The sequence below is a fragment of the Serratia liquefaciens ATCC 27592 genome, assembly GCF_000422085.1.
In the GTDB taxonomy this organism is placed as follows: Bacteria; Pseudomonadota; Gammaproteobacteria; order Enterobacterales; family Enterobacteriaceae; genus Serratia; species Serratia liquefaciens.
The window spans coordinates 973293-997033 of sequence record NC_021741.1 but is presented as its reverse complement, the minus strand read 5'-3'; the positions used below and the strand labels follow the sequence as shown (position 1 = coordinate 997033).

Genomic DNA, 23741 nt, shown 5'->3' with positions numbered 1-23741 from the left:
TTACGCCTGCCCTTCGCTGAAATGATCGAAACCGTGCCATGGCAGCTCAACCCCTTCATCGTTGCGATAGAACTTGATGCCTTCCGAAAGCGGGCCAATCTGACCAATGCAGGTGTAATCCGCGCCCAAATGGCTCAACGCCACTTCCAACGCGCCGCGATTGATCTCCGGTACGGTGAAGCACAGCTCGTAATCCTCTCCGCCGGTCAACGCCCAGCGTAACGCCTGTTCAGCATCGGTGTGGCTGCTTAGCGCCTGCGACAGCGGCAGCTCATCCAAATTGATGCGCGCACCGCACTCGGAGGCTTTTAATATGTGCTTCAGATCGGAAATCAGACCGTCCGAAATATCAATCGCCGAGCTGGCCAGATCGCGCAGCGCCTGCCCTTGCAGCACCCGCGGCTGGGGTCGCAGATGGCGCCCAATCAGGTAATCGCGAGCGTCAGCGTCCGCCACCTGCAGGCGATCCTGCAAAACAGCCAACCCGGCGGCACTGTCACCCAGCGTACCGGTGGTGTAGATCCAATCGCCAATACGTGCGCCGCCACGGGTCAACGCCCGGCCGGCCGGGATCAGACCGTGGATTGTCAGCGTCATGCTCAATGGGCCACGCGTGGTGTCGCCGCCAATCAACTGCATGCCGTAATAATTAAGTTGTTCGAACAGACTGTCGCTGAACGCCTTCAACCAGGGCTCATTCACTTCCGGCAGGGTTAATGCCAGTGAAAGCCAGGCTGGATCCGCGCCCATAGCCGCCAGATCGCTCAGGTTAACTGCCAACGCTTTGTAGCCGAGATCGGCCGGATCGATGTCCGGCAGGAAGTGAACGCCCGAAACCAGGGTATCGGTACTGACGGCCAAAAGCTGTTTTTCTGCCACTGTCAGGAGTGCGCAGTCATCTCCAATGCCCAACTGTACGTCCCGGCGCAGACTCTTAAACCGGTCAAAATAGCGGGCAATGAGGTCAAATTCGCCACATGCCATGGTCGATGTTCCAATAGAAGAAATTAAGGCCGGGGATACCGGCCTTAATTTTTTATTTTTTCTTGCGGATGCTTGGTGCTGCTTTATCCAGCACGCCATTCACAAACTTGTGGCTGTCTTCAGCGCCGAAGGTTTTCGCCAGCTCGATCGCTTCATTGATAGCCACCTTGTACGGCACGTCCTCACGCATTTTCAGCTCAAACAGCGCAATGCGCAGAACGGCTCTTTCCACCTGGCCCAGCTCTTCGAGCTGACGCGACAGGTAAGGTGCCATCAGGCCATCCAGCAGACCTGCATTCACCGCCACGCCGGACAGCAGCTCCCGAAAATAGGCGATGTCCACATCTTTGACATCTTGCTCCGTCAGGAACTGGTGTTCAACATCGGCAATGTCATTTTTAGACAACTGCCAAGAGTAAAGCGCTTGAACAGCGCACTCACGAGCGCGGCGACGAGCAGCAGGTTTCACGGAATTCCCCTTAACTAAATTCAGGCTTTAATAGCTTTGATAACATTAATCATTTCAAGTGCGGTCAGAGCAGCTTCAGCACCCTTGTTGCCCGCTTTGGTGCCGGCACGTTCGATAGCCTGTTCGATGCTCTCGGTTGTCAGCACGCCAAAGGCAACTGGGATTTCAGTGTTCAAAGAAACACTGCCCAGGCCGGAGCTGGCTTCGCCCGCGACATATTCGAAGTGCGCGGTGCCCCCACGGATAACGGTGCCCAGTGCAATAACCGCATCGTATTTGCCGGTGTTAGCCAGCACGCGTGCAGTCAGCGGCAGCTCGTAAGCGCCCGGGACCCAGACAACGGTGATGTTGTCGTCAGCAACCTGGCCAATGCGCTTGAGTGCATCGATAGCACCTTGCAGCAGGCTGTCGTTGATGAAATTGTTAAAACGTGCAATTGCGATCGCCACACGGGCATTTGGAGTAGCAACAACACCTTCGATAACTTTCATGGGCTTTCCTTAAAAATGGGTTCAATACCCCGCAGGGGGGCGGATTCTATCACATTCTTTATCTGCCTGCGCGGGCGGTTTTGTAAAACGCTGACCGCCCCGGCTCGCGGGCATTAAATTCAGTATTTTGCCTTCAACCGCAGCCGCAAATCGGGGCCAATTTGCCGTACTTCGCTGAAAACAAACTCCGGCGCATCGGCCAGACGCTCAAGGCCCGGCAGTTGACACAGACCGCGGCCATTATCGCCCAACAGTTTTGGCGCGATGTACAAAATGAGCTCATCGACCAGCCCCGCCTGCAGCAAGGCACCGGCGAGCTGTGCACCGGCCTCTACCCAGATCGAGTTCACCTGGCGTTTTGCCAGTTGCATCATCATCACCACCAGATCGACTCCGCCGCCGTGCGCCGGAAACGTCAGTTGCTCGACGTCCTGCGGCCAGGTTTGAGCGTCCGCCTGCAGGCGTGCCAACCAGGTTGCACCCGGCTGATTAACCACCCGATGCTGAGGCGTGACGCGATTTTGGCTGTCGAGGATAATGCGCAACGGCTGGCGCAGGTTTTCACGCGGATAAATGCTTTGAGTTTCGGCGTCCAGCTCATCCCAACGAACCGTCAGTGACGGATCATCAGCCAGCACCGTAGCGCTGGTGCTGAGAATCGCGGCGCTTTGCGCCCGCAACCGCTGCACGTCCTGACGCGCCTGCTCAGAGGTGATCCATTGGCTTTCGCCAGAGGCCATTGCCGTGCGCCCATCCAGCGAGGCACCCAGCTTCAGTTGTACATAAGGGAAGCCGGTGCGCATGCGCTTGAGGAAGCCCAAATTCACCGCCTCGGCTTCGGCCAGCATCACACCGTGGCGTACGTCCAGCCCGGCCTGCTGCAGCTTATACAAACCACGACCGGCGACCTGCGGATTAGGATCTTGCATCGCCGCAACCACACGGGTAATGCCGGCGGCGACCAATGCATCGGCACAAGGCGGCGTGCGGCCATGGTGGCTACAAGGCTCCAACGTGACGTAAGCCGTGGCACCACGGGCTTTTTCGCCCGCCATGCGCAACGCATGCACTTCCGCATGGGGTTCACCGGCGCGCAAATGGTAGCCTTCGCCGACGATTTCGCCATCGCGCACAATCACGCAGCCGACGTTAGGGTTAGGTGCCGTAGTAAAACGCCCCAGCCGCGCCAGTTCGAAGGCGCGCGCCATATACAATTCGTCGTTATGCATCAAAGCTCCCTTAGTCCTGCAGACGGGCGATCTCTTCGCCGAATTCGCGGATATCCTCAAAGCTGCGATAAACCGAGGCAAAGCGAATATAGGCCACTTTATCCAGTTTTTTCAGCGCATCCATCACCAGGTTGCCCACCAGTTTAGTCGGCACTTCACGCTCGCCGGTGGCGCGCAGTTGGGATTTAATGTGGTTAATCGCGTTTTCCACGTCGTCGGAGCTGACCGGGCGCTTTTCCAACGCTTTCAGCATGCCGCGACGCAGTTTGTCTTCGTTGAAGGGCTCGCGAACTTCATCGCTTTTTATTACCCGCGGCATCACCAGTTCAGCCACTTCAAAGGTGGTGAAACGTTCATTACAAACCAGACATTGGCGGCGACGGCGCACCTGCGAACCATCACCCACCAGGCGAGAATCAATGACTTTGGTATCAACGGCGGCGCAGAAAGGGCAATGCATAACACGTCCTGATAAACGTTTTCATAGTTAAGAACAGTTTACCCCGAAGTGCGGTCACAACAAAGGCCGCCGGTTATTTGTTGCGAGCCCCTCTTCGAAATAGCGGCCCAAAAGGCGACGAACATGACTTTCCCCATCAGGCGGGCTAAGCTGATATCAGGAGATGTTGAATAGGAAATACCCGCCATGACAACCCGTTACCCCAAAATTTGCCTGCTCAGCGCACTGGTTCTGCTGGCCGGATGCGCACAAACTCGCGAAGTGCCGAAGCTGCGTAACCAGGTGGTTGAACTGAATCAGAAACTCACCATCCTGACCAATCAGGCCACGGCGCTGGAACAGCAAAACCAGCTGAATCAGAACTCCACCAGCGGCGTCTATCTGGTGCCTGCAGCCAATAATGCCGCCCGTCTGCACAGCAATCTCGGCGAACTGAGCGTGTCACTTAGCCACGTAAAAACCGAGGCTAACGGCGCCCAGGCCTTGTTGCACGTTCGCACCCTGTCACAAGCCTCCTTGCCTGCGTTCAAGGCGGTAGTGGAATGGGGCCAGCTAGATGCGGCCACCGGTAAACCGCTGACGGCCGATGCGCTTTCACAACCTATCGCCACCGCGGACTCGCTGCTGCCAAAAACAGAATACAGCTTTGAGCTGCGTTTCAGCGGCCTGACGCCAGAGCAATTGGGCTATGTGCGACTGCACAGCGTAGAGCCCACTACGGCCGCCGTCCCTCAGCACTAAGCTTTTGAATGCCCACTCCCGGCCTTGACCGAGCGTGGGCCTACTGCTTAGCTCAACCGCTGCAGCCTTGCCGGCAACCCCTGGCGCACCGCCGCGCCGCTGACCCAATCCAGCCAGCTATTGCTGATTTCGCGGGTCGGATCGGGCAAACCGAGGTCGTTGAGATTAATGCCGGCGGCAATGCGTGCATCCGCGGCCAACGGTTGACCATCCAGTGTGTGTGTCCGCGCGCCCATCTCACGATGGCCATAACCATGCTCAATAGCAATTACGCCAGGCATCACACCATCCAGCAGGCTGATCTGGGCTTCGACGCTGCCCCCCGGGGTCTGCAACCTGACCCGATCGCCATGCCGCAGCGCATAGCGTCGCGCATCGGCCGGATTCAGCGCCACCAGATTGACCGGTTTCACCGCACGCAAGCGATCGATCGGTGCCGTAGAGCTGCTCATCAGATGCGATTTGAACGACATCAAACGGAACGGCCATGCCTCTGGCGGATAGTGCTCCCCGACATCAGAGCCGTCGGCAAAACGCGGCGGGTAATAGGTCGGACATCCGCTATAGCGCTCTCCCGTCATCGCATGGCGGTGGCGGGCCACCTCTTCGTTCCAGATATTCAATCCCTTTTTCCACTGCGGGCCGGTTTCATCGCCACGCCAGGCCTGCTCATAAGGCGCAAAACGCCCACCGCGCGCCAGCAGATAGCCCACACGCAGTCGCTCATCCGCTTTCAACACGCTATCCAGCGCCGGTTGCAGGCGATCGACCCCGGTCAATCGCAGCTCGCTTTCCGTCACCTCGGGCAGCGGTTCACCGGCAAAAGCCACGTTGGCCGCCGCCCGCAGATAATAATCTTCGGCATTGTGCAGCCCGAAGCGGTTACCCTGTGGATCCTGCAATGCGCCGTCGCCAAAGCCCGGTAACCCCAGAGCTTTAGACAGCGCAATGACAAAGCTCTCCAGCGCCACCGGCTGCCCATCGGCCGTTTTCGCCGTACGTGACGGCACCACCGGCCAACGCGCGGTACTCGCCCGCACCATCACACCGGACCAGGGGGCGGTAAAGCCCCAACTCTCGAAGTTATGCGTATCCGGGACGATATAGTCCGCCAGCGCGCTGGTTTCGTTAATAAAAGCATCGATCGCAATAAACAGCGGTAGCTGCCGCGGGTCCTTCAGCCGACGCTCAACCACCTCACGCAAACCGGCCACGCCATACAGCGGGTTGCCCATATGGCTGATCCAGGCTTTTAGCGGGTAGGGATATCCCATCAGCGCCGGTGCCAACTGTTCGGTGAACTGACCCGCCACGAACGGGTACCAAGGCCCGCGCGCCGGGTAAGGTTTTTCCCCTTGCTCAAGCTTGCGGCGATATTCGTCGGATTGTTCATACGCCTGCTTGCTGCGTGATAGCACCAATCCTTTCGGTTTCACCATGCTGGGAAACGTCTTGAGGTTATAGCGTGGCCCGTCGGCAAACTCTTTGAATTTGCCGCCGCCCACCGAAACACCGCCCTTAAGGTTCAGGTTGCCGATCAGCGCGTTGAGCATCATCACCGCCCAACTGTTATAAAAGCCGTTGCCGCTCATCATGCCGCCGTGGGCAATCACCGCCGCTTGCCGTTGGTAAGAGGTAAACTCTTTGGCCAGTGCGGCAATGGTCTCGGCACTGACACCGCAGCGCGCGCTGTATTCAGCCAGCGTAAAGCGCTCAGCCGCCTGTTGCAGACACAGGAAGCTCGAACGCACCCGAACCTGCGAACCGTCGGCCAACTGTAATGGCTGATCCACCCGCAACGGCCCCTGCAGCGCCAGGTTGGCCGCTACCGGCTGACCGCGCTGCTCATCCCATACCAAAGGCGAACTCTCTGACTCTCCTGGCATGCTGCCGTCCAGATTTGTCTGGCGCAAAAACTGTCCGCACAAGGGGTGATCTTCATCGGTGACTACCAGGTGCGTGGCATTGGTCCAGCTTTTTTCACCGGCGGCCTGCATTGCCACCTCGCCTGGCAACGCCAGGTAGTCTGCGTTATAACGTTCCTGTTCGATAATCCAGCGGATCATCCCCATGACCAACGCAGAGTCTGTACCGGGCAACACCGGCACCCAACGGTTGTGATCGTTGGCCAGGGTCGTGGTCAACGGCAATGCCGGAGCCACGACCACGTAACGAAACTCGTCGCGCATGCGGGCATTGGCCAGTTGGCGCCCCTGGCGCTTGAACGGGTTGCCGGACTGCGCCGGTGAAGTGCCGAGAAACAGGCCAAAGCGCAAATTATCCCAGTCCGGTTTGACGTGGGCATTGGTTTCCAAATCGCCCATTAAAGCCCCGGAACCGGCACGATAGGCCAATCCACAATAGGCACCATGATGACCGAAGTTACGTGTCCCGAAGGCGTTTTGCGCGAAACGTTTGATGAACGCGTCCCGGCCTTCATCGCCGGCATTGGTGACCAACAGTTGATTGGCCTTGGGGCCCAACGAAGGCTGAGCCGGATCGAGCGGCGTGTCGAGATCGCGGATAGCCCGCAACCCCTCGATCGGCCCTTCGCCAAACAGATCGCCGCCCTCCACCACTTCCTGAATCAGCTGTTCAAAGCTGATGCGTTGCCACTGCCCGCTGCCGCGCGGCCCTACCCGCTTCATCGGCTCCAGCACGCGGTAAGGGCTGGTTAATCCCTCCAGCAAGGTCGCGCCCCTGGCGCAGGCCGTCGAGCGTTGTTCAAGGCCCTCATCGCCCCCCAGACGGTTGAGCGCGTCCGCCACCGGCAAAGCGTAGGGAAAGTGACGATCGTGAGACAGCGGATGGTAAGGATTACCGGCGATCCGCAAGATTTGGTGGTTCTGGCGATCCACCCTGACCCGTACCCCGCATAGCGTCCAGCAGCCAAAACACTGGGTCATCGATACTGCCTGCTGTGGGTTGGCCTGCCAGCCATCGGGGTGTCGACGCCCTTCGGTCGGCAAGGCGTTGGCGCTGATCCTGTCCAGCGTCAATTTACCGCTGCTGCCGTCGCGCAGCCCGGTAAACACCTTCTGCACCATCTCGCTGTAGCTGGCGCCGAACAGCGTCAACCCGCCCAGGGCCAGGCCGCCTTTTAACCACTGACGTCGCGTTGACTTAGCCATACTGTTTTTTCTCCATCAACTGATGCTGTAATTCACGGATCCCAATGATTAACGCTATCCACAACCCCAAAGTGCCCAGAATCGCCAACAGCCCTTCGCTGCCGAGCGGTAGCACATAGGGATTGGTTAATACGTTGAACTTAGGCAGCGTCTGGGTTTGCATCAGCAGCAGCCAACGCACACCCCAGCAGAGCAACAGCGCGACCATGCACTGGCCCAGCAACCCTTTTGCCCCCAGCGCTTGGCTGCGAACTCGCCAGGCCAGCGCCAACAACAACAAGATCGAGACGACAACGGCGATGCCGGCCAAACGCCAAACCACGCCTTGACTTGCCAAGCGATGCAACGCGGCAGAGGACGTGCTGCCATCCAGCCACCAGCCAAGGCAAGAGAAGCACAGCAACAGCAAACTCACTGCCTGATAGCCAGCCAGACGTGGCTGCCACTGCGGTTCGTACCGCAACCAGCAGGCCAACAGCGGCGGAACGGCCTGCACAGCGGTAAGCAACAGCAACCAGGGCAACCACAGGCTGTACCACAGCGGCTGCGCCCTGAGGACGGATACCTCGCGCCCGGTGTAGAGCAAGATGCTGGCTGCCGAAAGCAAGGTGGCCAGCGCCACCCAACGTAGCCATTTTTCCTCGCGCCAGGCCGGGAATATCTGCAACCAACGCGCCCAGAATGGCAAGGTTTCCGCTCTCAACCGGCTACGCATCAGCAGCGCGAAATAGCCCATCACTAGCAGGGTAAACAGCGGCAAGAACAGCGAGCCGAGCGACATCCACGACCAGGGCGTAAAGTGCGCGTAAAAATGCCAGATACGGGCAGGTTGGTGCAGATCGGCACTCAGAGCCAATGGGGCGACTGTGCCGCTCACGACTGCCAACGAGACGGCGGCCAGTTCCAGCCGGACCGTTTTGTTGGGTTCACGCCAGCGCAGCCAGACGGCAATAACGACGCTGCCGCAGGCCAAACCGATGAAGAAGAAATACTGCACCGCCCAGGGCAGCCAGGCGATCTCCTGCGGACGGGCCATGATTTCGCGGATCATGCGTGCACCTCCTGCCACAACGCCGGTTGCCCCCGGACATGTCTGACGAAAGCCTCATCCAGCCCCAGATAGAAAACCTGCGGATGCGTGCCCTGCTCAGGCTTGAGTACCTTGAGCTGAGGCTGGTGCTGTTCCAAAGTGCGCCTCAACACTCCCTGACGATCGTTAAGATCGCCAATCATCCGTGCGCCTCCGACACAGGATTCGACACAGGCCGGTAGCAGTCCGGCATCCAGCCGATGCACGCAGAACGTGCATTTGTCCGCGGTTTGAGTTTCATGGTTGATAAAGCGCGCCTCATAAGGGCAGGCCTGTACGCAATAGGCACAGCCAACGCAACGGGTGTTATCGACTACCACAATGCCGTCCTGCCGCTGGAAAGTGGCCTGTACCGGGCAAACCGGCACGCAGGGCGGGTTATCGCAGTGATTGCACAGCCGTGGCAACAGCACGTTGGTGGTCGATGCCTGGCCCTCCAGGGTGACCTGATATTGCAGTACACTGGTGCGAAATTGCCCCTGAGGCAGTTGGTTTTCCACCGCGCAACTGACCGTGCATGCCTGACAGCCAATGCAGCGACGCAAATCAATCAGCATCGCCATGCGTTTTTCACCGTTGCCTTCGCGACGGGCCGGCTGTAACTGCCAACCTGACTGCGCCAGCGGCACCAGCGCAGCGCCGGCGGTGAGCGCACCTAGCCGTTGTAAAAACTGACGTTTCCCACTGTCCATTGATTTCTCCCAATAAGTACCTGCCGGGGAACTGATACAAGGGAGTGTAAAAAGGGCAACCGGTCGCCAATATTGTGGTTTACCACATTACCGTCGACGGCTTGATCCAGGACAATTCAGACCGGTGATGGGGATCATAAAAGCGGAGATGATGTGAAAAGAGCAGCAGCGCTACTTCTGTTGCTGGGCAGTTGGTTGAGCTCAGCCTGGGCGGAACAATGGACGATAGCGGTGCTGGCGCTGCGTGGCGATGCCCATGCGCTGGTCCAATGGCAGCCGTTGGTCGATCATCTTAACCGCCAGTTTCCCGCAGACCATTTCCAACTGTCGCCAGTGAGCCTCAGCGGTATGAAAGAGGCCGTCCGCAGCGAGCGCGTCGATTTTCTGCTCACCAACCCGGCTCAATACGTTCAACTGGATAACCGCTATCCACTGCGCTGGCTGGTTTCACTGCGTTCAGCCCAACCCCCTCAGCAGGGCTCAAGCAACGTCGTCGGCGGCGTCATACTGGTGCGCAGCGACAGTCTAATAACCACGCCCCGCCAACTGACCGGAAAGAACGTCGGTGCCGTCGCTACCGATGCTTTTGGCGGCTACCTGCTGGGTTACAAAGAACTGCTTTCCGCGGGGCTGAACCCGGAGAAAGATCTGCAGCTGCACTTCAGCGGTTACCCGGCGGATGCTCTACTGTATCAATTGCGCGATCGAGCATTGGATGCGGTGATTGTGCCGGTTTGCCTGTTGGAAAAAATGCAGGCGGAAGGATTACTGCAGGCCGGTGATTATCGCGCACTGCTGGCGAAGCAAAGCGGCCAGCGCTGCCTGACCAGCACCGAACTGTACCCTAACTGGTCCTTTGCCGCCTTAAACCACGTGCCGGACCGGTTGGCAGACGAATTAACTCGCCAGTTGCTGCAGATGAACACCCCCGGCTTGCCGGTTTGGGGAGCCCCGGCGTCATCACGTCAGGTTAATCAGCTGCTGCAGGATCTGAATATCCACCCGACGCAGCGTTCTCTCTGGCAGGAACTGTACCTTTGGGCACAGCAGCATTGGCTGCTGCTCAGTGGAATTTTCGGGGTGATGGTATTGCTCGGCGCCAATCATCTGTGGGTAGGTTATCTGGTACGCCGCCGCGGGCGCCAACTCGAACAAATGCATCAGACGCTACGCGCCAGAGAAACTGCTCTGGCCCGGGCGCAGCGCCTCAGCGCCCTGGGCGAAATGGCCTCCGGTTTTGCCCATGAGCTTAACCAACCGCTGGCGGCGATCCGCCACTATGCGGAAGGGTGTCGTATCCGTCTGGAACGCAGCGACAACCAACATGAACTGCTGCCAATCCTCGAACAGATTGGCCAGCAGGCACAGCGTGGTGCGGAGAGTATCGTTAACTTGCGACGCTGGGCCAGCAAAACACCCCATGACGAAAATGCACAATGGCTGTTACTGCGCCCGCTGGTGGAACACGTCATCCAATTGATGCAAATAAAACAACAGCATCCGCAGTGCCGATTAACCATTAACATCCCGTCGCAGAGTCAGCTGTACAGCCAGGCGACGTTATTAGAGCAAGTGCTCACCAATCTGTTGAGCAACAGCCTGCAGGCGGGTGCCCAACAAATCACGCTGCGCCACGAAGCCGACGCACATCAGCACCGGTTGATCGTTGAAGACGATGGCGGCGGGCTCAGCGACGAACAACTGGCACTGCCGTTCGTGCCCTTCCGCAGTACCAAACAGGAAGGTCTGGGCTTAGGGTTGGTGATCTGCCAGCGGCTGTTGAAGGGCCAAGGCGCAAAGCTGACGCTGGAAAATTACTTAGCTTCCCCACAACGACAGGGGCTGCGCGTTATTCTGCACTTCCCTGTCATTCAAAAGGATCCCAGCCATGGCGCTGATACATCTGGTTGATGATGATTTTGCCGTTACCGACGCCTGCCGCTTTTTACTCGAAGGGCTGAATTATCGGGTACAAACCTGGCACGACAGTCAAAAATTCATCGACAGCATCGATCCCTATCAATGCGGCGTCGTCATGCTGGATATCCGGATGCCGGGGATTGATGGGCAACAGGTTCATCAACAGCTGCGGCGGCAAAACAGTACGCTGGCAGTGGTGATCGTCACCGGTCACGGCGATATTGCCATGGCCGTGGAGGAAATGAAGCTGGGAGCCGTCGATTTTCTACAAAAACCGATCGCCGCCGCGCCGCTGATTGAAGCACTGGAGCGCGGCATTATCCATTCGCAACGTCAGGTTGAGCAACGCCAACGGCAACAGCTTTTCGGCGCGCTGACACCGCGCGAACGCGATATTGCCCGTGCGGTAGCCGCAGGAATGACCAACAAACAGATCGCCGAAAGCCACTTTATCGCGGTACGCACCGTCGAAGTGCATCGGGCCAGAGTGATGGAAAAAATGCAGGCGGGTAGCCTGGCAGAACTGGTGAACGCGCTTAACCGACTAACGCTAACCAGTCTGGATTAGCGATTTTCAGGCAAAAAAAATGCCGGTCGGGATAAACCGGACCGGCATCGTATTTCAACTCACCGACAGATTACGGCAAGAGAGAAGGCTGATCTGCGCCCTCTTTCTCCACTTTCTGCTGCAGCATGTGTTCACGTTTCATACCCAGCTTCAACGCCAGCGCGGACGCCACGTAGATGGAGGATACGGTACCGATAGACACACCGATCAACATAGCCAGAGAGAAGCCGTGCAGCATCGCGCCGCCGAAGATGTACAGCATCAGCACCACCATCAGGGTGGTACCGGAGGTCATCAAAGTACGGCTCAGCGTCTGGGTCAGCGACACGTTCATGATTTCGTAAGGCGTCCCGCGGCGGATCTTGCGGAAGTTCTCACGAATACGGTCGGAAACCACGATGCTGTCGTTCAACGAGTAACCGATAACCGACATCAATGAAGCGACGATGGTCAGGTCAATCTCGATATGGAACAGCGACAGCACGCCCAAGGTGATGACCACGTCGTGTGCCAGCGCGATAACCGCCCCCAGCGCCAAACGCCATTCGAAGCGGAAACCGACGTAGATCAGGATACTGATCAACGCCACCAGCAGCGCCATGCCGCCGTTTTGCGCCAGTTCGGTCCCCACGCTCGGGCCGACGAACTCTATGCGTTTTACGCTAGCGTTTTTGTCGACCGAATCGTTGATCACGCCGATCACTTTGTTACCCAGTTCCTGGCCAGCGGTACCGGTCGCCGGTGGCATACGCACCATCACGTCACGGCTGCTGCCAAAGTTCTGAATAACCGGGTCCTGGAACCCAGCTTTTTCCAGCGTATCGCGCATTAGATCGAGGTTGGCCGGTTTTTCCAGGCTGATTTCAATCACCGTACCGCCGGTGAAATCGAGACCCCAGTTAAAACCACGTACCGACATAACGGCGATTGACGCGATCAGCAGCACCAGCGAGATGCCGAAGGCCACGTAATCCCAGCGCATAAAGTCATAGACTCTACGGCCGTAGTTGAGTTGTTCAACAGTATAATCCTGTGCCACAACGCACTCCTCAGATAGACAGCTTGTTAATGCGTTTGCCGCCGTAAAGCAGGTTGACGATGGCACGGGTACCGACAATCGCGGTGAACATGGACGTCGCCACACCGATTGCGGTGGTAATCGCAAAGCCCTTGATCGAACCGGTACCTACTGCGTACAGAATGATCGCGGTGATCAGGGTGGTGATGTTGGCGTCAACGATACTGGAGAACGCGCCTTTATAGCCCTCATGGATCGCCTGCTGAACGGAACGTCCGTTCTTCAGCTCTTCCTTGATACGTTCGTTAATCAGTACGTTGGCGTCGACCGCCACCGCCAGCGTCAGCACGATACCGGCAATCCCCGGCATGGTCAGCGTCGCCCCCGGCAGCAGGGACATCACGCCGACAATCAGCACCAGGTTGGCGACCAGCGCCGTGGTGGCGATCATGCCGAACTTACGGTACCAAACCACCATAAACACGATGGATGCCACCAAGCCCCACAAGCAGGCTTCCAGACCTTGGGTGATGTTCTGTTGTCCCAGGGTCGGGCCGATTGTACGCTCTTCCACAATCTGGATTGGCGCAATCAGCGCACCGGCACGCAGCAGCAGCGAAAGCTGACGTGCTTCGTTCGGGTTGCCGATACCGGTAATACGGAAGCTGTTGCCCAGACGTGACTGAATGTTCGCCACGTTGATCACTTCTTCCTGTTTCACCAGAATCGCACGGCCATTGGCGTCTTTCTTGCCGCTGTCCTTGTACTCCACAAACAGGGTCGCCATCGGCTTGCCGATATTGTCCTTGGTGAAGTTGGACATCGCAGTGCCGCCGGCACTGTCCAGCGAGATGTTCACCTGCGGTTGGTTATATTCGTCGGTGCTGGAAGTGGAGTCGGTGATATGGTCACCGGTCAGGATCACACGCTTGTACAGCACGACAGGCTGGCCTTCACGGGTGTCTTTCACTTCTGAGTCGCCTGGGACACGGCCATTTGCCGCAGCCGTGACGTCCGCATTGGTGTTAACCAGGCGGAATTCCAGCGTAGCGGTAGCGCCGAGGATCTCTTTGGCGCGAGCGGTATCCTGAATGCCCGGCAGTTCGACCACGATGCGGTCGGAGCCCTGACGCTGCACCAGCGGTTCGGCAACGCCGAGCTGGTTAACGCGGTTACGCAGGATAGTGATGTTCTGCTGTACCGCGTATTCGCGCGCTTCGCTCAGACGGGCATCCGTCAGGTTGGCTTTCAGGGTGTTGCTGCCGTTGGCAGAGAACACCATATCGCGCTGACGCGGACTGAGGTAGCTGATGGCCTGATCGCGGGCAGCATCGTCACGGAAACGTACTTCCACGCCGTTGTTGTCCAGCTTGCGGATAGACGCATAAGGAATGCCCTTTTCACGCAGCTCGCTGCGCAGGGTATCCATGGTCTGTTCCTGCAGCTTGCTCAGGGCAGTGTCCATGTCGACTTCCATCAGGAAGTGCACGCCACCGCGCAGGTCCAGACCGAGTTTCATCGGTTCGGCGCCCAGCATGGCCAACCAGGCTGGTGTGGCCGGCGCCAGGTTCAGCGCAACCACGAACTTGTCACCCAGTTCCGCCATCAGGGCTTCACGGGCGCGCAGCTGAATATCAGGATTGCTAAAGCGAGCCAGGATGGCGCCATTTTCCAGCGCAATCGACTTGCTCGTAATCTTGTCTTTTTCTAATACGGTACGGACTTGGTCCAGTGTAGTTTCACTGGCGGCGACACCGCGCGCGCCAGTGATTTGTACAGCCGGATCCTCACCATAGATGTTGGGAAGCGCGTAAAGCAGACCGATGAAGATCACCACGATCAGCATCAGATACTTCCACAAAGGATAACGGTTTAGCACGGCAATTCCCTTCGGGAAAACAAAATTACAGGGCCTTCATGGTACCTTTCGGCAGAACGGCCGCCACGAAGTCACGCTTGATCATCACTTCCGTGGTGTCGTTCAGCGCAATGGCGATAATGCCGGTGTCAGCCACTTTGGTCACGCGGCCAATCAGGCCACCGGTGGTCAGCACTTCATCACCCTTGCCGATCGAGTCCATCAGCTTCTTGTGCTCTTTAGCGCGTTTCTGCTGTGGGCGCAGGATCATGAAATAGAAAATCAGACCGAACACCACCAGCATAATGATCAGAGAGTACGGGCTTCCCTGAGCCGGAGCCCCTGCGGATGCGACGGCGTCAGAAATGAAAAAGCTCATTGAAATTCCCTCATTAAGTTATCAATTATTAATTCAAGCGTTTAAAGGTGGAATCGGTTTACCGATCCGACCGTAGAAATCCGCAACAAACAGCTCTAATTTACCCTGTTCAATGGCCTCGCGTAAACCCGCCATCAGGCGTTGGTAGTGACGCAGGTTATGAATGGTGTTCAATCGGGCACCCAGTATTTCGTTGCAACGATCGAGATGATGCAAGTAGGCGCGGCTGTAATTGCGACACGTATAGCAATCACAGTCTTTATCCAGCGGAGAAGTATCATCCTTGTGCTTGGCATTACGGATTTTTACCACACCGTCAGTCACGAACAGATGGCCGTTACGGGCATTACGCGTTGGCATCACGCAGTCGAACATATCGATACCGCGACGCACGCCTTCAACCAGGTCTTCCGGCTTGCCGACGCCCATCAGGTAACGCGGCTTATCTTCCGGAATTTGCGGGCAAACATGTTCAAGAATGCGGTGCATATCCTCTTTTGGCTCACCGACCGCCAGGCCGCCCACAGCGTAACCATCAAAACCGATATCCACCAGCCCTTTTACTGAAACATCACGTAAATCTTCGTAAACACCGCCCTGAATAATGCCGAATAACGCATTTTTATTATTCAGTTCGTCAAAACGCTGGCGGCTGCGCTGCGCCCAGCGCAGTGACATTTCCATCGAACGCTTGGCGTAGTCCCAATCTGCCGGGTACGGCGTACATTCGTCGAAAATCATCACGATGTCGGAACCCAGGTCATACTGGATTTCCATCGATTTTTCCGGGCTGAGGAACACCTTGTCGCCGTTGATCGGGTTACGGAAATGAACGCCTTCCTCTTTAATCTTGCGCATTGCGCCCAGGCTGAACACCTGGAAGCCGCCGGAATCGGTGAGGATCGGGCCATGCCACTGCATGAAATCATGCAGATCGCCATGCAGCTTCATGATTTCCTGGCCTGGGCGCAGCCACAGGTGGAAGGTGTTGCCCAGCAGGATCTGCGCGCCGGTCTCTTTCACTTCTTCCGGCGTCATGCCTTTTACCGTGCCGTAGGTGCCGACAGGCATAAAGGCCGGGGTTTCCACCACGCCACGGTCAAAGATCAGGCGGCCACGGCGAGCGCGGCCATCGGTAGTGTCTAATTCGTACTTCACAAAGCCTCCAGCATCAGAGAAACAGTCTGATGTCGTTAAAACAGGGCCGCGCCAGATGCGCAGCCCAGAAAATCAGGCGCCGACGGACTCTTGCTCCGCCTGCGGGTTACGGCTGATGAACATCGCATCGCCATAGCTGAAGAATCGGTACTGCTCGGCCACCGCCTGCTGATAAGCATTCATGGTGTTTTTATAACCGGCAAAGGCGGAAACCAGCATAATCAGCGTGGACTCCGGCAGGTGGAAATTGGTCACCAGCGCGTCAACCACCTGATAATGGTAGCCGGGGAAGATAAAGATGCTGGTGTCGCCGAAGAACGGGGCAATTAACGCCTCCTTGCTGGCGTTTGCGGCGCTTTCCAGGGAACGCACCGAGGTCGTGCCTACCGCCACCACGCGCTTGCCGCGAGCTTTACAGGCCAATACCGCGTCAACCACGTCCTGCGGCACTTCCGCATATTCGGCGTGCATGACGTGTTCTTCGATGGTTTCCACCCGCACCGGTTGGAAGGTGCCGGCGCCCACATGCAGCGTGACAAAGGCCATCTCGATGCCCTTCTCGCGCAGCGCGGCCAGCAGCGGCTCGTCGAAGTGCAGCCCGGCGGTCGGCGCAGCGACGGCACCCGGCTTCTCGCTGTAGACCGTCTGATAAAGCTCGCGGTCAGCGTCTTCGTCCGGGCGATCGATATAAGGTGGCAGCGGCATGTGGCCGACGGCATTGAGGATAGTGAACACGTCGCGCTCATCGTTGAAACGCAGTTCGAACAGCGTATCGTGACGCGCTACCATGGTGGCGGCGATGCTTTCATCGTCGCCCAGCAGCAGGTCGGCGCCCGGCTTAGGCGCTTTCGACGCGCGAACGTGCGCCAACACACGATGGTCATCCAGCACGCGTTCAACCAGGACTTCAATCTTGCCGCCGCTGACCTTGCGGCCAAACATGCGGGCCGGGATCACCCGGGTATTGTTGAACACCAGCAGATCGCCGGCTTCCAGATTATCCAGCAGATCGGTGAATACGCCGTGCGTCAGCGCCCCGCTCGGCCCGTCCAACTGCAGCAAGCGGCAACCGCTACGCTCAGATTGGGGATAGCGGGCAATCAGGGACTCGGGAAGTTCAAATGAAAAATCGGCGACGCGCATGGGTATTCACTTCTTCAATTGTATATACCCTATGCATTTCAAGTTGCAGTTAGGCGGCCAGCTTGCCCATCTCCGGGAGCTTACTTGAGTAAGTGACCGGAGTGGGCAAGTGCAGCCAACAACACTGCGGCTTGAAAGGCGACGGGTATGTTGGTCATAAAAAACAGGCGGCCTAGTCTAAAGCTGTGGGCGGTCAGCGGCAAGAAATAAGGAGGATTTGCATGACTTCAGGTATAGTTGCCGGATGAATTTTCTCGCTCATCTCCATTTGGCCCAGCTTGCGGAAAGCTCGTTACTGGGCAATCTGTTGGCCGACTTCGTGCGCGGCAACCCCGCAGGCGAGTACGATCCCGAGGTGGTGGCCGGCATTATGATGCACCGCCGCGTCGACGTATTGACCGACAGCCTGCCGCAGGTCAAAGCCTGCCGCGACTATTTCTCTGCAGAACACCGGCGCGTAGCGCCAATCACGCTCGACGTGGTATGGGATCACTTTCTGGCTCGCCACTGGCAGCAACTGGAGCCGTCCCTCAGCCTGCACGGCTTTACCCAGCAAGCCCGCAGCCAGATCGTGCCGCATTTGCCACTGACGCCGGCGCGCTTTCAGAATCTGAACGGTTATCTCTGGCCGGAACGCTGGCTGGAGCGCTACGCCGAACTGCCGTTTATCGGCAACGTGCTGGCGGGCATGGCCAGCCGTCGTCCACGCCTGGCGGCGCTGGCGGGATCTTTCGCCGACGTAGAGCGCAATTATCATCAGCTTGAAACACAGTTCTGGCAGTTTTACCCCCAGATGATGCAGCAGGCAAAAGAGAAAAAGCTGTAAGGTCAAACCAAACCCATTGAAAATGCGACGCTTTACAAGAAATTGTTTTTTAAGCCTTGCCCTTTTACGGGAAAAGGTTATTTTTAAAGCTCGCTAAATTTAATCAACGACTTTGATAGGTAAAAGCTATCTCATTGATTGGTCTTTTACCCTTTATTCACCCAGTCGTGGCCCCTATACTGGCCCTTGTTTTTACATCAACCCCTTAACACCTATTACAGGAGTAATTATGGTCCTGGTAACTCGTCAAGCCCCTGACTTCACCGCAGCTGCCGTACTCGGCAATGGCGAAATCGTTGAAAACTTCAACTTCAAGAAGCACCTGAACGGCAAACCGGCCGTCCTGTTCTTCTGGCCGATGGACTTCACCTTCGTATGTCCTTCTGAGCTGATCGCTTTCGATCACCGCTATGAAGAGTTCCAGAAGCGTGGCGTTGAAGTGGTTGGCGTTTCATTCGACTCAGAATTTGTCCACAACGCATGGCGTAAAACCCCAGTCGAAAATGGCGGCATCGGGGAAGTGAAATACGCAATGGTTGCTGACATTAAGCGTGAAATTCAGAAAGCTTACGGCATCGAGCACCCAGAAGCAGGCGTTGCCCTGCGTGGTTCTTTCCTGATCGACAAAGACGGCGTGGTTCGCGCTCAGGTTGTTAACGACCTGCCAATCGGCCGTAACATCGACGAAATGATCCGTACCGTTGACGCATTGCAATTCCACGAGCAGCACGGCGAAGTGTGCCCGGCTCAATGGGAAAAAGGCAAAGCAGGTATGGGCGCTTCTCCAGACGGCGTTGCTAAATACCTGTCCGAAAACGCTTCCAAGCTGTAATTTCAGCCCATTAGCGTATCAACCGGCCCTTGTGGCCGGTTTTTTTTGCGCCAAATTAGGGCGTACTGCCCAGTTATCGTGCTTCATTTCCTTGTTTCCGCTCACATTTCCCCGGCGGTTTTCCGCGCGTATCCCTATCAGCAGCTAGTATCAATAACGCTGGCCCACTCTTTGCACGACACCGGTGGCAAGCCAAACACAATAAGAAAACTGACAGGGTAGGAATAACTATGTTTTTACAGAAATGGAGCAAGCCGCTGACCATGGCAGCGCTGCTGGTCAGCAGCAGCCTGTATGCCGCATCCAATCCGGCGGTCGAAGCCAAAAACGGCATGGTGGTAACATCGCAACATCTGGCCTCTCAGGTCGGCGTCGATATCCTGAAGCTGGGCGGTAATGCCATAGACGCAGCCGTGGCAGTGGGTTACGCGCAGGCGGTGGTCAACCCGTGCTGCGGCAACATCGGCGGCGGGGGCTTTATGACGGTGCACCTGGCTGACGGCACCGATACCTTTATCAATTTCCGTGAAACCGCGCCGGCGGCGGCCAATGCCAACATGTATCTGGATGCCGAGGGCAACGTGAAGAAAGGTGCCAGCCTGTATGGCTATCTGGCAGCGGGCGTGCCGGGTACGGTACTGGGAATGGAAACTGCGCGCGTTAAATACGGCAAGCTGAGCCGCGAACAGGTCATGGCGCCGGCCATCAAACTGGCACGCGAGGGCTTTATCTTGACCCGTGCCGACACCGATATTCTCGATACGACCATCGCGCGCTTTAAGCAAGATCCGGAATCCGCCAAAATCTTCCTGCGCGCTGACGGCACGCCACTGCAGCCGGGCGATCGCCTGGTGCAAAGCGATTTGGCCAACACCCTGACCGCTATCGCCAAAGAGGGGCCAGACGCCTTCTACAAAGGCAAAATTCCCCAAGCGGTAGAGGCAGCAGCCAAACAAGGCGGCGGTATCCTGACCGCGGCCGATTTCGCCAACTACAAAGTGACCGAAACCCCGCCGATCACCTGTAGCTATCGCGGCTATAAATTTGTATCGGCGCCCCCACCCAGCTCAGGCGGCGTGACGCTGTGCGAAATCCTCAACGTGGTTGAGGGTTATGACCTGAAAAGCATGGGCTTCAATTCGGCAGCGGCAATCCATACCATGACCGAAGCGATGCGCCACGCCTATATGGACCGCAACACCTACCTTGGCGACCCGGAGTTCATCAAGAATCCGATCGACAGGCTGGTCAGCAAGAGCTATGCCGAAGAAATCCGCAAGAAAATCGTCGCTGACAAAGCTACACCGTCGGAAAACGTACAGCCCGGCATGGAACCCCACGAGAAGCCGGAAACCACTCATTACTCGATTGTCGATCATGATGGCAACGCCGTCTCCACCACCTATACCGTTAACGGCCGCTTTGGCGCGGTGGTGATCGCACCGGGCACTGGCTTCTTCCTCAATGATGAAATGGATGACTTCACCGTCAAGGTCGGCGAGAAAAACCTCTATGGCCTGGTGCAGGGTACCGCCAACAGCATTGCCCCCGGTAAGCGCCCACTATCGTCGATGAGCCCGACGCTGGTGACCAAAGACAATAAAATCTTTATGGTACTCGGCTCGCCGGGCGGCTCCCGCATCATCACCATCACCCTGCAGACCGCGCTCAACGTGATTGACCACGGCATGGCGCCGCAAGAGGCGGTAGATGCGCCACGTATCCACCATCAGTGGTTGCCGGATGAGGTTTACTACGAGCAGCGCGGCGTTTCTGCCGATACGCTTAAAATCCTTGCCGGTATGGGTTACAAGATGGTTGAGCAAACGCCGTGGGGCGCGGCGGAGCTGATTCTGGTGGGCCTGCCGGGTGCCGCGGGAGTCAGCCCGGCCAACTCCGGCAACGATTCGGCAGTGTCCGGCAAGGTGCGCGAAGGCTACCTGTACGGTGCCAATGACGTTCGCCGCCCAGCCGGTTCTGCCGTGGGGTATTGATCGGCTCATTGGGCGTGTGAACGCCCACTCACTGAATTAAGGGCCGGGATACCGTAATGTCGTTCACTTAAGGTGTTTTTTAGGCCAGTTCAATGTTCTTTTCGGTCGATAAACGGGCAAAGCTCCATGAGGTTCTGAAGCTCCGACCGAGCAAGGGGCCGTAGGCGCGGCCCCTTGCAACCCGCGCCTTTGCCCTATCAGACGGTTGGCTGCGCCAACGACTCTCACTTCATCACGCCGCATCACGGCCGGCTACGACAGGCGTCCCTGCCTGTCTCGCCTGAAACCGCCGTCCATGGCGGTTTCGCCTATGCGCCGCTCCTGCGTTCGACGTCTTCAAGGGCACCCAACAACGTGCTCATCTCACCCTTTTCACTGTCTTTCATCACGCAACGTCAAACTCAGAGGGATAAGTTGCCCGGTGGCTGCTGATGCGAGTGTTGACCTTGGCGCGCATCACCCTCTGCCGAGCAAGGCGGCGTTGTCAGGGGCAACCGGCCAGGGAAGGCCGGTTGAGGCGAGACTAACAGGGAGGTTTGTCGTAGCCGACCCGCCCGACAACGTGGGTGCAGCGAGGGTATCCGCGCAGCGGACAGAGGGTGTTAAGCGAGGGCGCGGGTGGAGGGGCCGCGCCTACGGCCCCTCCAATTGCCGTTCATTGCGGCGGCAGAGAAATGCGGGATATTGACGGCAATTCCGCCTGCACTGAGCCTTCAGGGACCGAATAAAAAATGCCCGTCAGGCTTAAGTGAACAGCATTGCAGAATATCGGCCCTTCCTGCCTTAACCCAGCCGCCGCCACAGGGTCACGGACTCTTCACCCAGCTGCAGCGCCATCGCATTCTGCGTTTCTTCCATTTCGCCCTTTCCTTCCAGCCGCTGCCATTGGCCTGCGGCCAGCAACGGCGTGTACGGCAACGTCACTGCACCGCTGCCAGCACGCTGCAATGCCACCAACACCTGTTCTTGTTGATAGAGACGCACAAATACCAAGGTCTCTCCGACCGCGTGCAGCACCTGACAGCCACCGCGACGCAGCGCCAGGCTCTGTTTGCGTAGCGCCGCCATACGCTGGAACAAAGCCAGCAGGGGCTGATCCCAGTGGCTCTCATCCCACGGGAAGGGTTTACGACAGAACGGATCGTTGGCGCCATCCAGGCCAATTTCATCGCCATAATATAAACAGGGCACACCGATCCAACTCATCAGCCACACTGCCGCCATCTGCATCCGCGCCCGGTTGCCCTGCAATAGCGTCAGAAAGCGCGCGGTATCGTGGCTGTCGAGTTGATTGAACTGGATCAACTGGCGGCCATGCGGCAAGCCTGCCCGGTAGCCGTCCATCCATTGTGCACACTCCGCCGCCGACATCCGCACCGGGTGATGCGCGACGTCCAATCCGGCGAGAAACCCCCTCACCGGCAGGGCAAAGCCCATGTAGTTCATCGCCGCATCTTCAACGCCGGCATGCAGCCAGCGCCGCGCATCGCCAAAATGCTCGCCCAGTACATAGGCCTGTGGATTTTCCTGCTTAACCGCGTGATAAATGCCTGCCAGATGCCGCAGGTTGCCGGTGGCCCCGCCGTTTTCACCCAGCATATGCACCACGTCCAGCCGCCAGCCGTCAATGCTGTAGGGCGGGCGTAACCAATGGCGCACTACGCTGCCCTCACCGCGATAAATCGCCTCCGCCACCTGGGGTTCGGCAAAGTTGAGCTTCGGCAGGCTGGCGTTGCCCTTCCAGTCAAGCGCACGGCCATCCGGGTAGAAATTAAACCAGCCACGATAGGGAGAATCCGGGTGGTGGCAAGCGCCGCTGTCGCCTTGCTGGTGACGATCAAACCACGGGTGGGAATCGCCGGTATGGTTAAACACCCCGTCGAGCACCAGTTTCATCCCCACCTTGTGAGTGCTCACTCGCAAACGTTGCAAGGCGACGTTGCCGCCCAAATAGGGATCGACCTGATAATAGTCTTCGGTATCGTATTTATGCACGCTGGGTGCGGTAAAGATCGGGTTCAGATAGAGCGCCGTCACGCCCAACTGCTGCAGGTAAGGCAATTTTTGGCTAATGCCGTCCAGGTCGCCGCCATAGAAGGTGGACGCGGCGTGTCGGTCCTCAAGCGGCTGCTGCCAGTCGCAGCGAACGACATCGCAGCCGGCGGCATGGTGACGATAGCTGCCGCTCTGAATGCCGTGTTCGCCGCCGCTGCTGGCAAAGCGATCGGGAAAGATTTGATAGAAAATCTGGTCGGCCACCCATTGCGGGCTGCTGTCGGGCACGTCGACGGCAAATTGCGCCAATTGTCCCGGCGGCGTCAGAAATTCCCCCTGTGGACCGAACCATTGCTGGCGGTCGGCCCAGACCAGTTTGAAGCAGTAACGACGGGTTGCCTCGCCCTCATTCAGGGTCAGGCTGGCCTGATATCGCTGCAACCCGCCAACCTGCTGTCCTTTCATGATCAGCAGCCATTCTTCATTGTCCGGTTCGGCGCGTAAAAAAACCTGTTCAGGCAGTTCATTGCCCTGTAACCACAGCGTGATATCCAGGCGTTGTCCCTTCTTCACCACAAAAGGCGGGACCGGTTGATGCCAGGCGTTAAGCATGACTTTCCTCCAGCTGTACAAAACGAAATCGACGACGTTATTCAATGCCACGAACAATGCCACGTTGAGTGTCAGTCCCCCTCCTCTCTGGCCGGTAAACTCGGGGAGGAGCCGGGGGGTGGAGATAAGCAGTCAGCGCTAACCCTATGTA

The 23741-nt window shown here is 57.6% G+C and carries 20 protein-coding genes; 6 read left to right on the top strand and 14 right to left on the bottom strand.

Going from position 1 to position 23741, the window contains the following annotated elements; translation table 11 throughout:
* The 5 genes from thiL to nrdR form a co-directional block, all read right to left on the bottom strand.
* Complete coding sequence (thiL, locus tag M495_RS04570; RefSeq protein ID WP_020825473.1) at positions 1-984, bottom strand: thiamine-phosphate kinase; 984 nt, start codon at positions 982-984, stop codon at positions 1-3.
* 52 nt (positions 985-1036) lie between these two features.
* Positions 1037-1453, bottom strand: coding sequence for a transcription antitermination factor NusB (nusB, locus tag M495_RS04565; RefSeq protein ID WP_020825472.1), 417 nt, complete (start codon positions 1451-1453; stop codon positions 1037-1039).
* A 20-nt stretch (positions 1454-1473) separates the two neighbouring features.
* Positions 1474-1944: a 6,7-dimethyl-8-ribityllumazine synthase gene (gene ribH, locus M495_RS04560; RefSeq protein WP_012005513.1), complete on the bottom strand. Its 471-nt coding sequence runs from the start codon at positions 1942-1944 to the stop codon at positions 1474-1476.
* Between the two features lie 119 nt (positions 1945-2063).
* Positions 2064-3173: a bifunctional diaminohydroxyphosphoribosylaminopyrimidine deaminase/5-amino-6-(5-phosphoribosylamino)uracil reductase RibD gene (gene ribD / locus M495_RS04555; RefSeq protein ID WP_020825471.1), complete on the bottom strand. Its 1110-nt coding sequence runs from the start codon at positions 3171-3173 to the stop codon at positions 2064-2066.
* Between the two features lie 10 nt (positions 3174-3183).
* Positions 3184-3633 (bottom strand): transcriptional regulator NrdR, encoded by a 450-nt coding sequence (nrdR, locus tag M495_RS04550; protein ID WP_004949256.1) that lies wholly within the window; start codon positions 3631-3633, stop codon positions 3184-3186.
* A 186-nt stretch (positions 3634-3819) separates the two neighbouring features.
* Here nrdR and M495_RS04545 point away from each other — a divergent pair, with 186 nt between their 5' ends.
* Positions 3820-4374: a SadB/YajI family lipoprotein gene (locus M495_RS04545; RefSeq protein WP_020825470.1), complete on the top strand. Its 555-nt coding sequence runs from the start codon at positions 3820-3822 to the stop codon at positions 4372-4374.
* A 47-nt stretch (positions 4375-4421) separates the two neighbouring features.
* Here the strand turns inward: M495_RS04545 and ttrA are convergent, their stop codons facing one another.
* From ttrA to ttrB, 3 genes are read right to left on the bottom strand one after another with little or no spacing between them, the layout of a single operon-like run.
* Entirely contained in the window at positions 4422-7505 is a 3084-nt protein-coding gene (ttrA, locus tag M495_RS04540) for a tetrathionate reductase subunit TtrA (RefSeq protein WP_020825469.1), read from the bottom strand.
* Complete coding sequence (gene ttrC, locus M495_RS04535; RefSeq protein WP_020825468.1) at positions 7498-8556, bottom strand: tetrathionate reductase subunit TtrC; 1059 nt, start codon at positions 8554-8556, stop codon at positions 7498-7500. The genes ttrA and ttrC overlap by 8 nt, the downstream gene beginning before the upstream one ends.
* Entirely contained in the window at positions 8553-9287 is a 735-nt protein-coding gene (gene ttrB, locus M495_RS04530; protein ID WP_020825467.1) for a tetrathionate reductase subunit TtrB, read from the bottom strand. Before ttrB ends, ttrC begins: the two co-directional genes overlap by 4 nt.
* Before the next feature lie 153 nt (positions 9288-9440).
* On the opposite strand from ttrB, the gene ttrS reads away from it, so the two are divergent.
* Both ttrS and ttrR read left to right on the top strand, forming a co-directional pair.
* Positions 9441-11198 carry a tetrathionate respiration histidine kinase TtrS gene (gene ttrS / locus M495_RS04525; RefSeq protein WP_041414268.1) on the top strand — a complete coding sequence of 586 codons (1758 nt, stop codon included), beginning with the start codon at positions 9441-9443 and terminating at the stop codon, positions 11196-11198.
* Positions 11176-11775 carry a tetrathionate respiration response regulator TtrR gene (ttrR, locus tag M495_RS04520; protein WP_020825465.1) on the top strand — a complete coding sequence of 200 codons (600 nt, stop codon included), beginning with the start codon at positions 11176-11178 and terminating at the stop codon, positions 11773-11775. The genes ttrS and ttrR overlap by 23 nt, the downstream gene beginning before the upstream one ends.
* Positions 11776-11845: 70 nt before the next feature.
* Here ttrR and secF read toward each other — a convergent pair whose 3' ends face one another.
* The 5 genes from secF to queA all read right to left on the bottom strand — a co-directional run bounded on the left by secF (position 11846) and on the right by queA (position 17331).
* Positions 11846-12814, bottom strand: a complete 969-nt coding sequence (gene secF / locus M495_RS04515) for a protein translocase subunit SecF (RefSeq protein ID WP_020825464.1) — start codon at positions 12812-12814, stop codon at positions 11846-11848.
* 10 nt (positions 12815-12824) lie between these two features.
* The gene (secD, locus tag M495_RS04510; protein WP_071844576.1) at positions 12825-14672 is read right to left on the bottom strand and encodes a protein translocase subunit SecD; all 1848 of its coding nucleotides are present in this window, start codon (positions 14670-14672) and stop codon (positions 12825-12827) included.
* Between the two features lie 25 nt (positions 14673-14697).
* Positions 14698-15030, bottom strand: a complete 333-nt coding sequence (gene yajC, locus M495_RS04505; RefSeq protein ID WP_004949246.1) for a preprotein translocase subunit YajC — start codon at positions 15028-15030, stop codon at positions 14698-14700.
* 33 nt (positions 15031-15063) lie between these two features.
* Positions 15064-16188: a tRNA guanosine(34) transglycosylase Tgt gene (gene tgt / locus M495_RS04500; RefSeq protein WP_020825462.1), complete on the bottom strand. Its 1125-nt coding sequence runs from the start codon at positions 16186-16188 to the stop codon at positions 15064-15066.
* Positions 16189-16260: 72 nt separating this feature from the next.
* On the bottom strand, positions 16261-17331 hold the full coding sequence (gene queA / locus M495_RS04495) for a tRNA preQ1(34) S-adenosylmethionine ribosyltransferase-isomerase QueA (protein ID WP_020825461.1): 1071 nt from the start codon (positions 17329-17331) through the stop codon (positions 16261-16263).
* 244 nt (positions 17332-17575) lie between these two features.
* Here queA and M495_RS04490 point away from each other — a divergent pair, with 244 nt between their 5' ends.
* The 3 genes from M495_RS04490 (at position 17576) to ggt (ending at position 20983) form a co-directional block, all read left to right on the top strand.
* Positions 17576-18157 carry an ACP phosphodiesterase gene (locus tag M495_RS04490; protein WP_020825460.1) on the top strand — a complete coding sequence of 194 codons (582 nt, stop codon included), beginning with the start codon at positions 17576-17578 and terminating at the stop codon, positions 18155-18157.
* A gap of 229 nt (positions 18158-18386) precedes the next feature.
* Positions 18387-18989, top strand: a complete 603-nt coding sequence (locus M495_RS04485) for a peroxiredoxin C (protein ID WP_020825459.1) — start codon at positions 18387-18389, stop codon at positions 18987-18989.
* A gap of 230 nt (positions 18990-19219) precedes the next feature.
* Complete coding sequence (gene ggt / locus M495_RS04480) at positions 19220-20983, top strand: gamma-glutamyltransferase (protein WP_020825458.1); 1764 nt, start codon at positions 19220-19222, stop codon at positions 20981-20983.
* Between the two features lie 783 nt (positions 20984-21766).
* Here ggt and malZ read toward each other — a convergent pair.
* Positions 21767-23590: a maltodextrin glucosidase gene (gene malZ, locus M495_RS04475; protein WP_020825457.1), complete on the bottom strand. Its 1824-nt coding sequence runs from the start codon at positions 23588-23590 to the stop codon at positions 21767-21769.
* Positions 23591-23741: the final 151 nt, after the last annotated feature.

Excerpts from the sequence above, each read along its gene's own strand:
- thiL (WP_020825473.1), bottom strand. The coding sequence starts at position 984 with ATGGCATGTGGCGAATTTGACCTCATTGCCCGCTATTTTGACCGGTTT.
- ribH (WP_012005513.1), bottom strand. The coding sequence starts at position 1,944 with ATGAAAGTTATCGAAGGTGTTGTTGCTACTCCAAATGCCCGTGTGGCG.
- ribD (WP_020825471.1), bottom strand. The coding sequence starts at position 3,173 with ATGCATAACGACGAATTGTATATGGCGCGCGCCTTCGAACTGGCGCGG.
- nrdR (WP_004949256.1), bottom strand. The coding sequence starts at position 3,633 with ATGCATTGCCCTTTCTGCGCCGCCGTTGATACCAAAGTCATTGATTCT.
- M495_RS04545 (WP_020825470.1), top strand. The coding sequence starts at position 3,820 with ATGACAACCCGTTACCCCAAAATTTGCCTGCTCAGCGCACTGGTTCTG.
- ttrA (WP_020825469.1), bottom strand. The coding sequence starts at position 7,505 with ATGGCTAAGTCAACGCGACGTCAGTGGTTAAAAGGCGGCCTGGCCCTG.
- ttrC (WP_020825468.1), bottom strand. The coding sequence starts at position 8,556 with ATGATCCGCGAAATCATGGCCCGTCCGCAGGAGATCGCCTGGCTGCCC.
- ttrB (WP_020825467.1), bottom strand. The coding sequence starts at position 9,287 with ATGGACAGTGGGAAACGTCAGTTTTTACAACGGCTAGGTGCGCTCACC.
- ttrR (WP_020825465.1), top strand. The coding sequence starts at position 11,176 with ATGGCGCTGATACATCTGGTTGATGATGATTTTGCCGTTACCGACGCC.
- yajC (WP_004949246.1), bottom strand. The coding sequence starts at position 15,030 with ATGAGCTTTTTCATTTCTGACGCCGTCGCATCCGCAGGGGCTCCGGCT.
- queA (WP_020825461.1), bottom strand. The coding sequence starts at position 17,331 with ATGCGCGTCGCCGATTTTTCATTTGAACTTCCCGAGTCCCTGATTGCC.
- M495_RS04490 (WP_020825460.1), top strand. The coding sequence starts at position 17,576 with ATGAATTTTCTCGCTCATCTCCATTTGGCCCAGCTTGCGGAAAGCTCG.
- M495_RS04485 (WP_020825459.1), top strand. The coding sequence starts at position 18,387 with ATGGTCCTGGTAACTCGTCAAGCCCCTGACTTCACCGCAGCTGCCGTA.
- ggt (WP_020825458.1), top strand. The coding sequence starts at position 19,220 with ATGTTTTTACAGAAATGGAGCAAGCCGCTGACCATGGCAGCGCTGCTG.
- malZ (WP_020825457.1), bottom strand. The coding sequence starts at position 23,590 with ATGCTTAACGCCTGGCATCAACCGGTCCCGCCTTTTGTGGTGAAGAAG.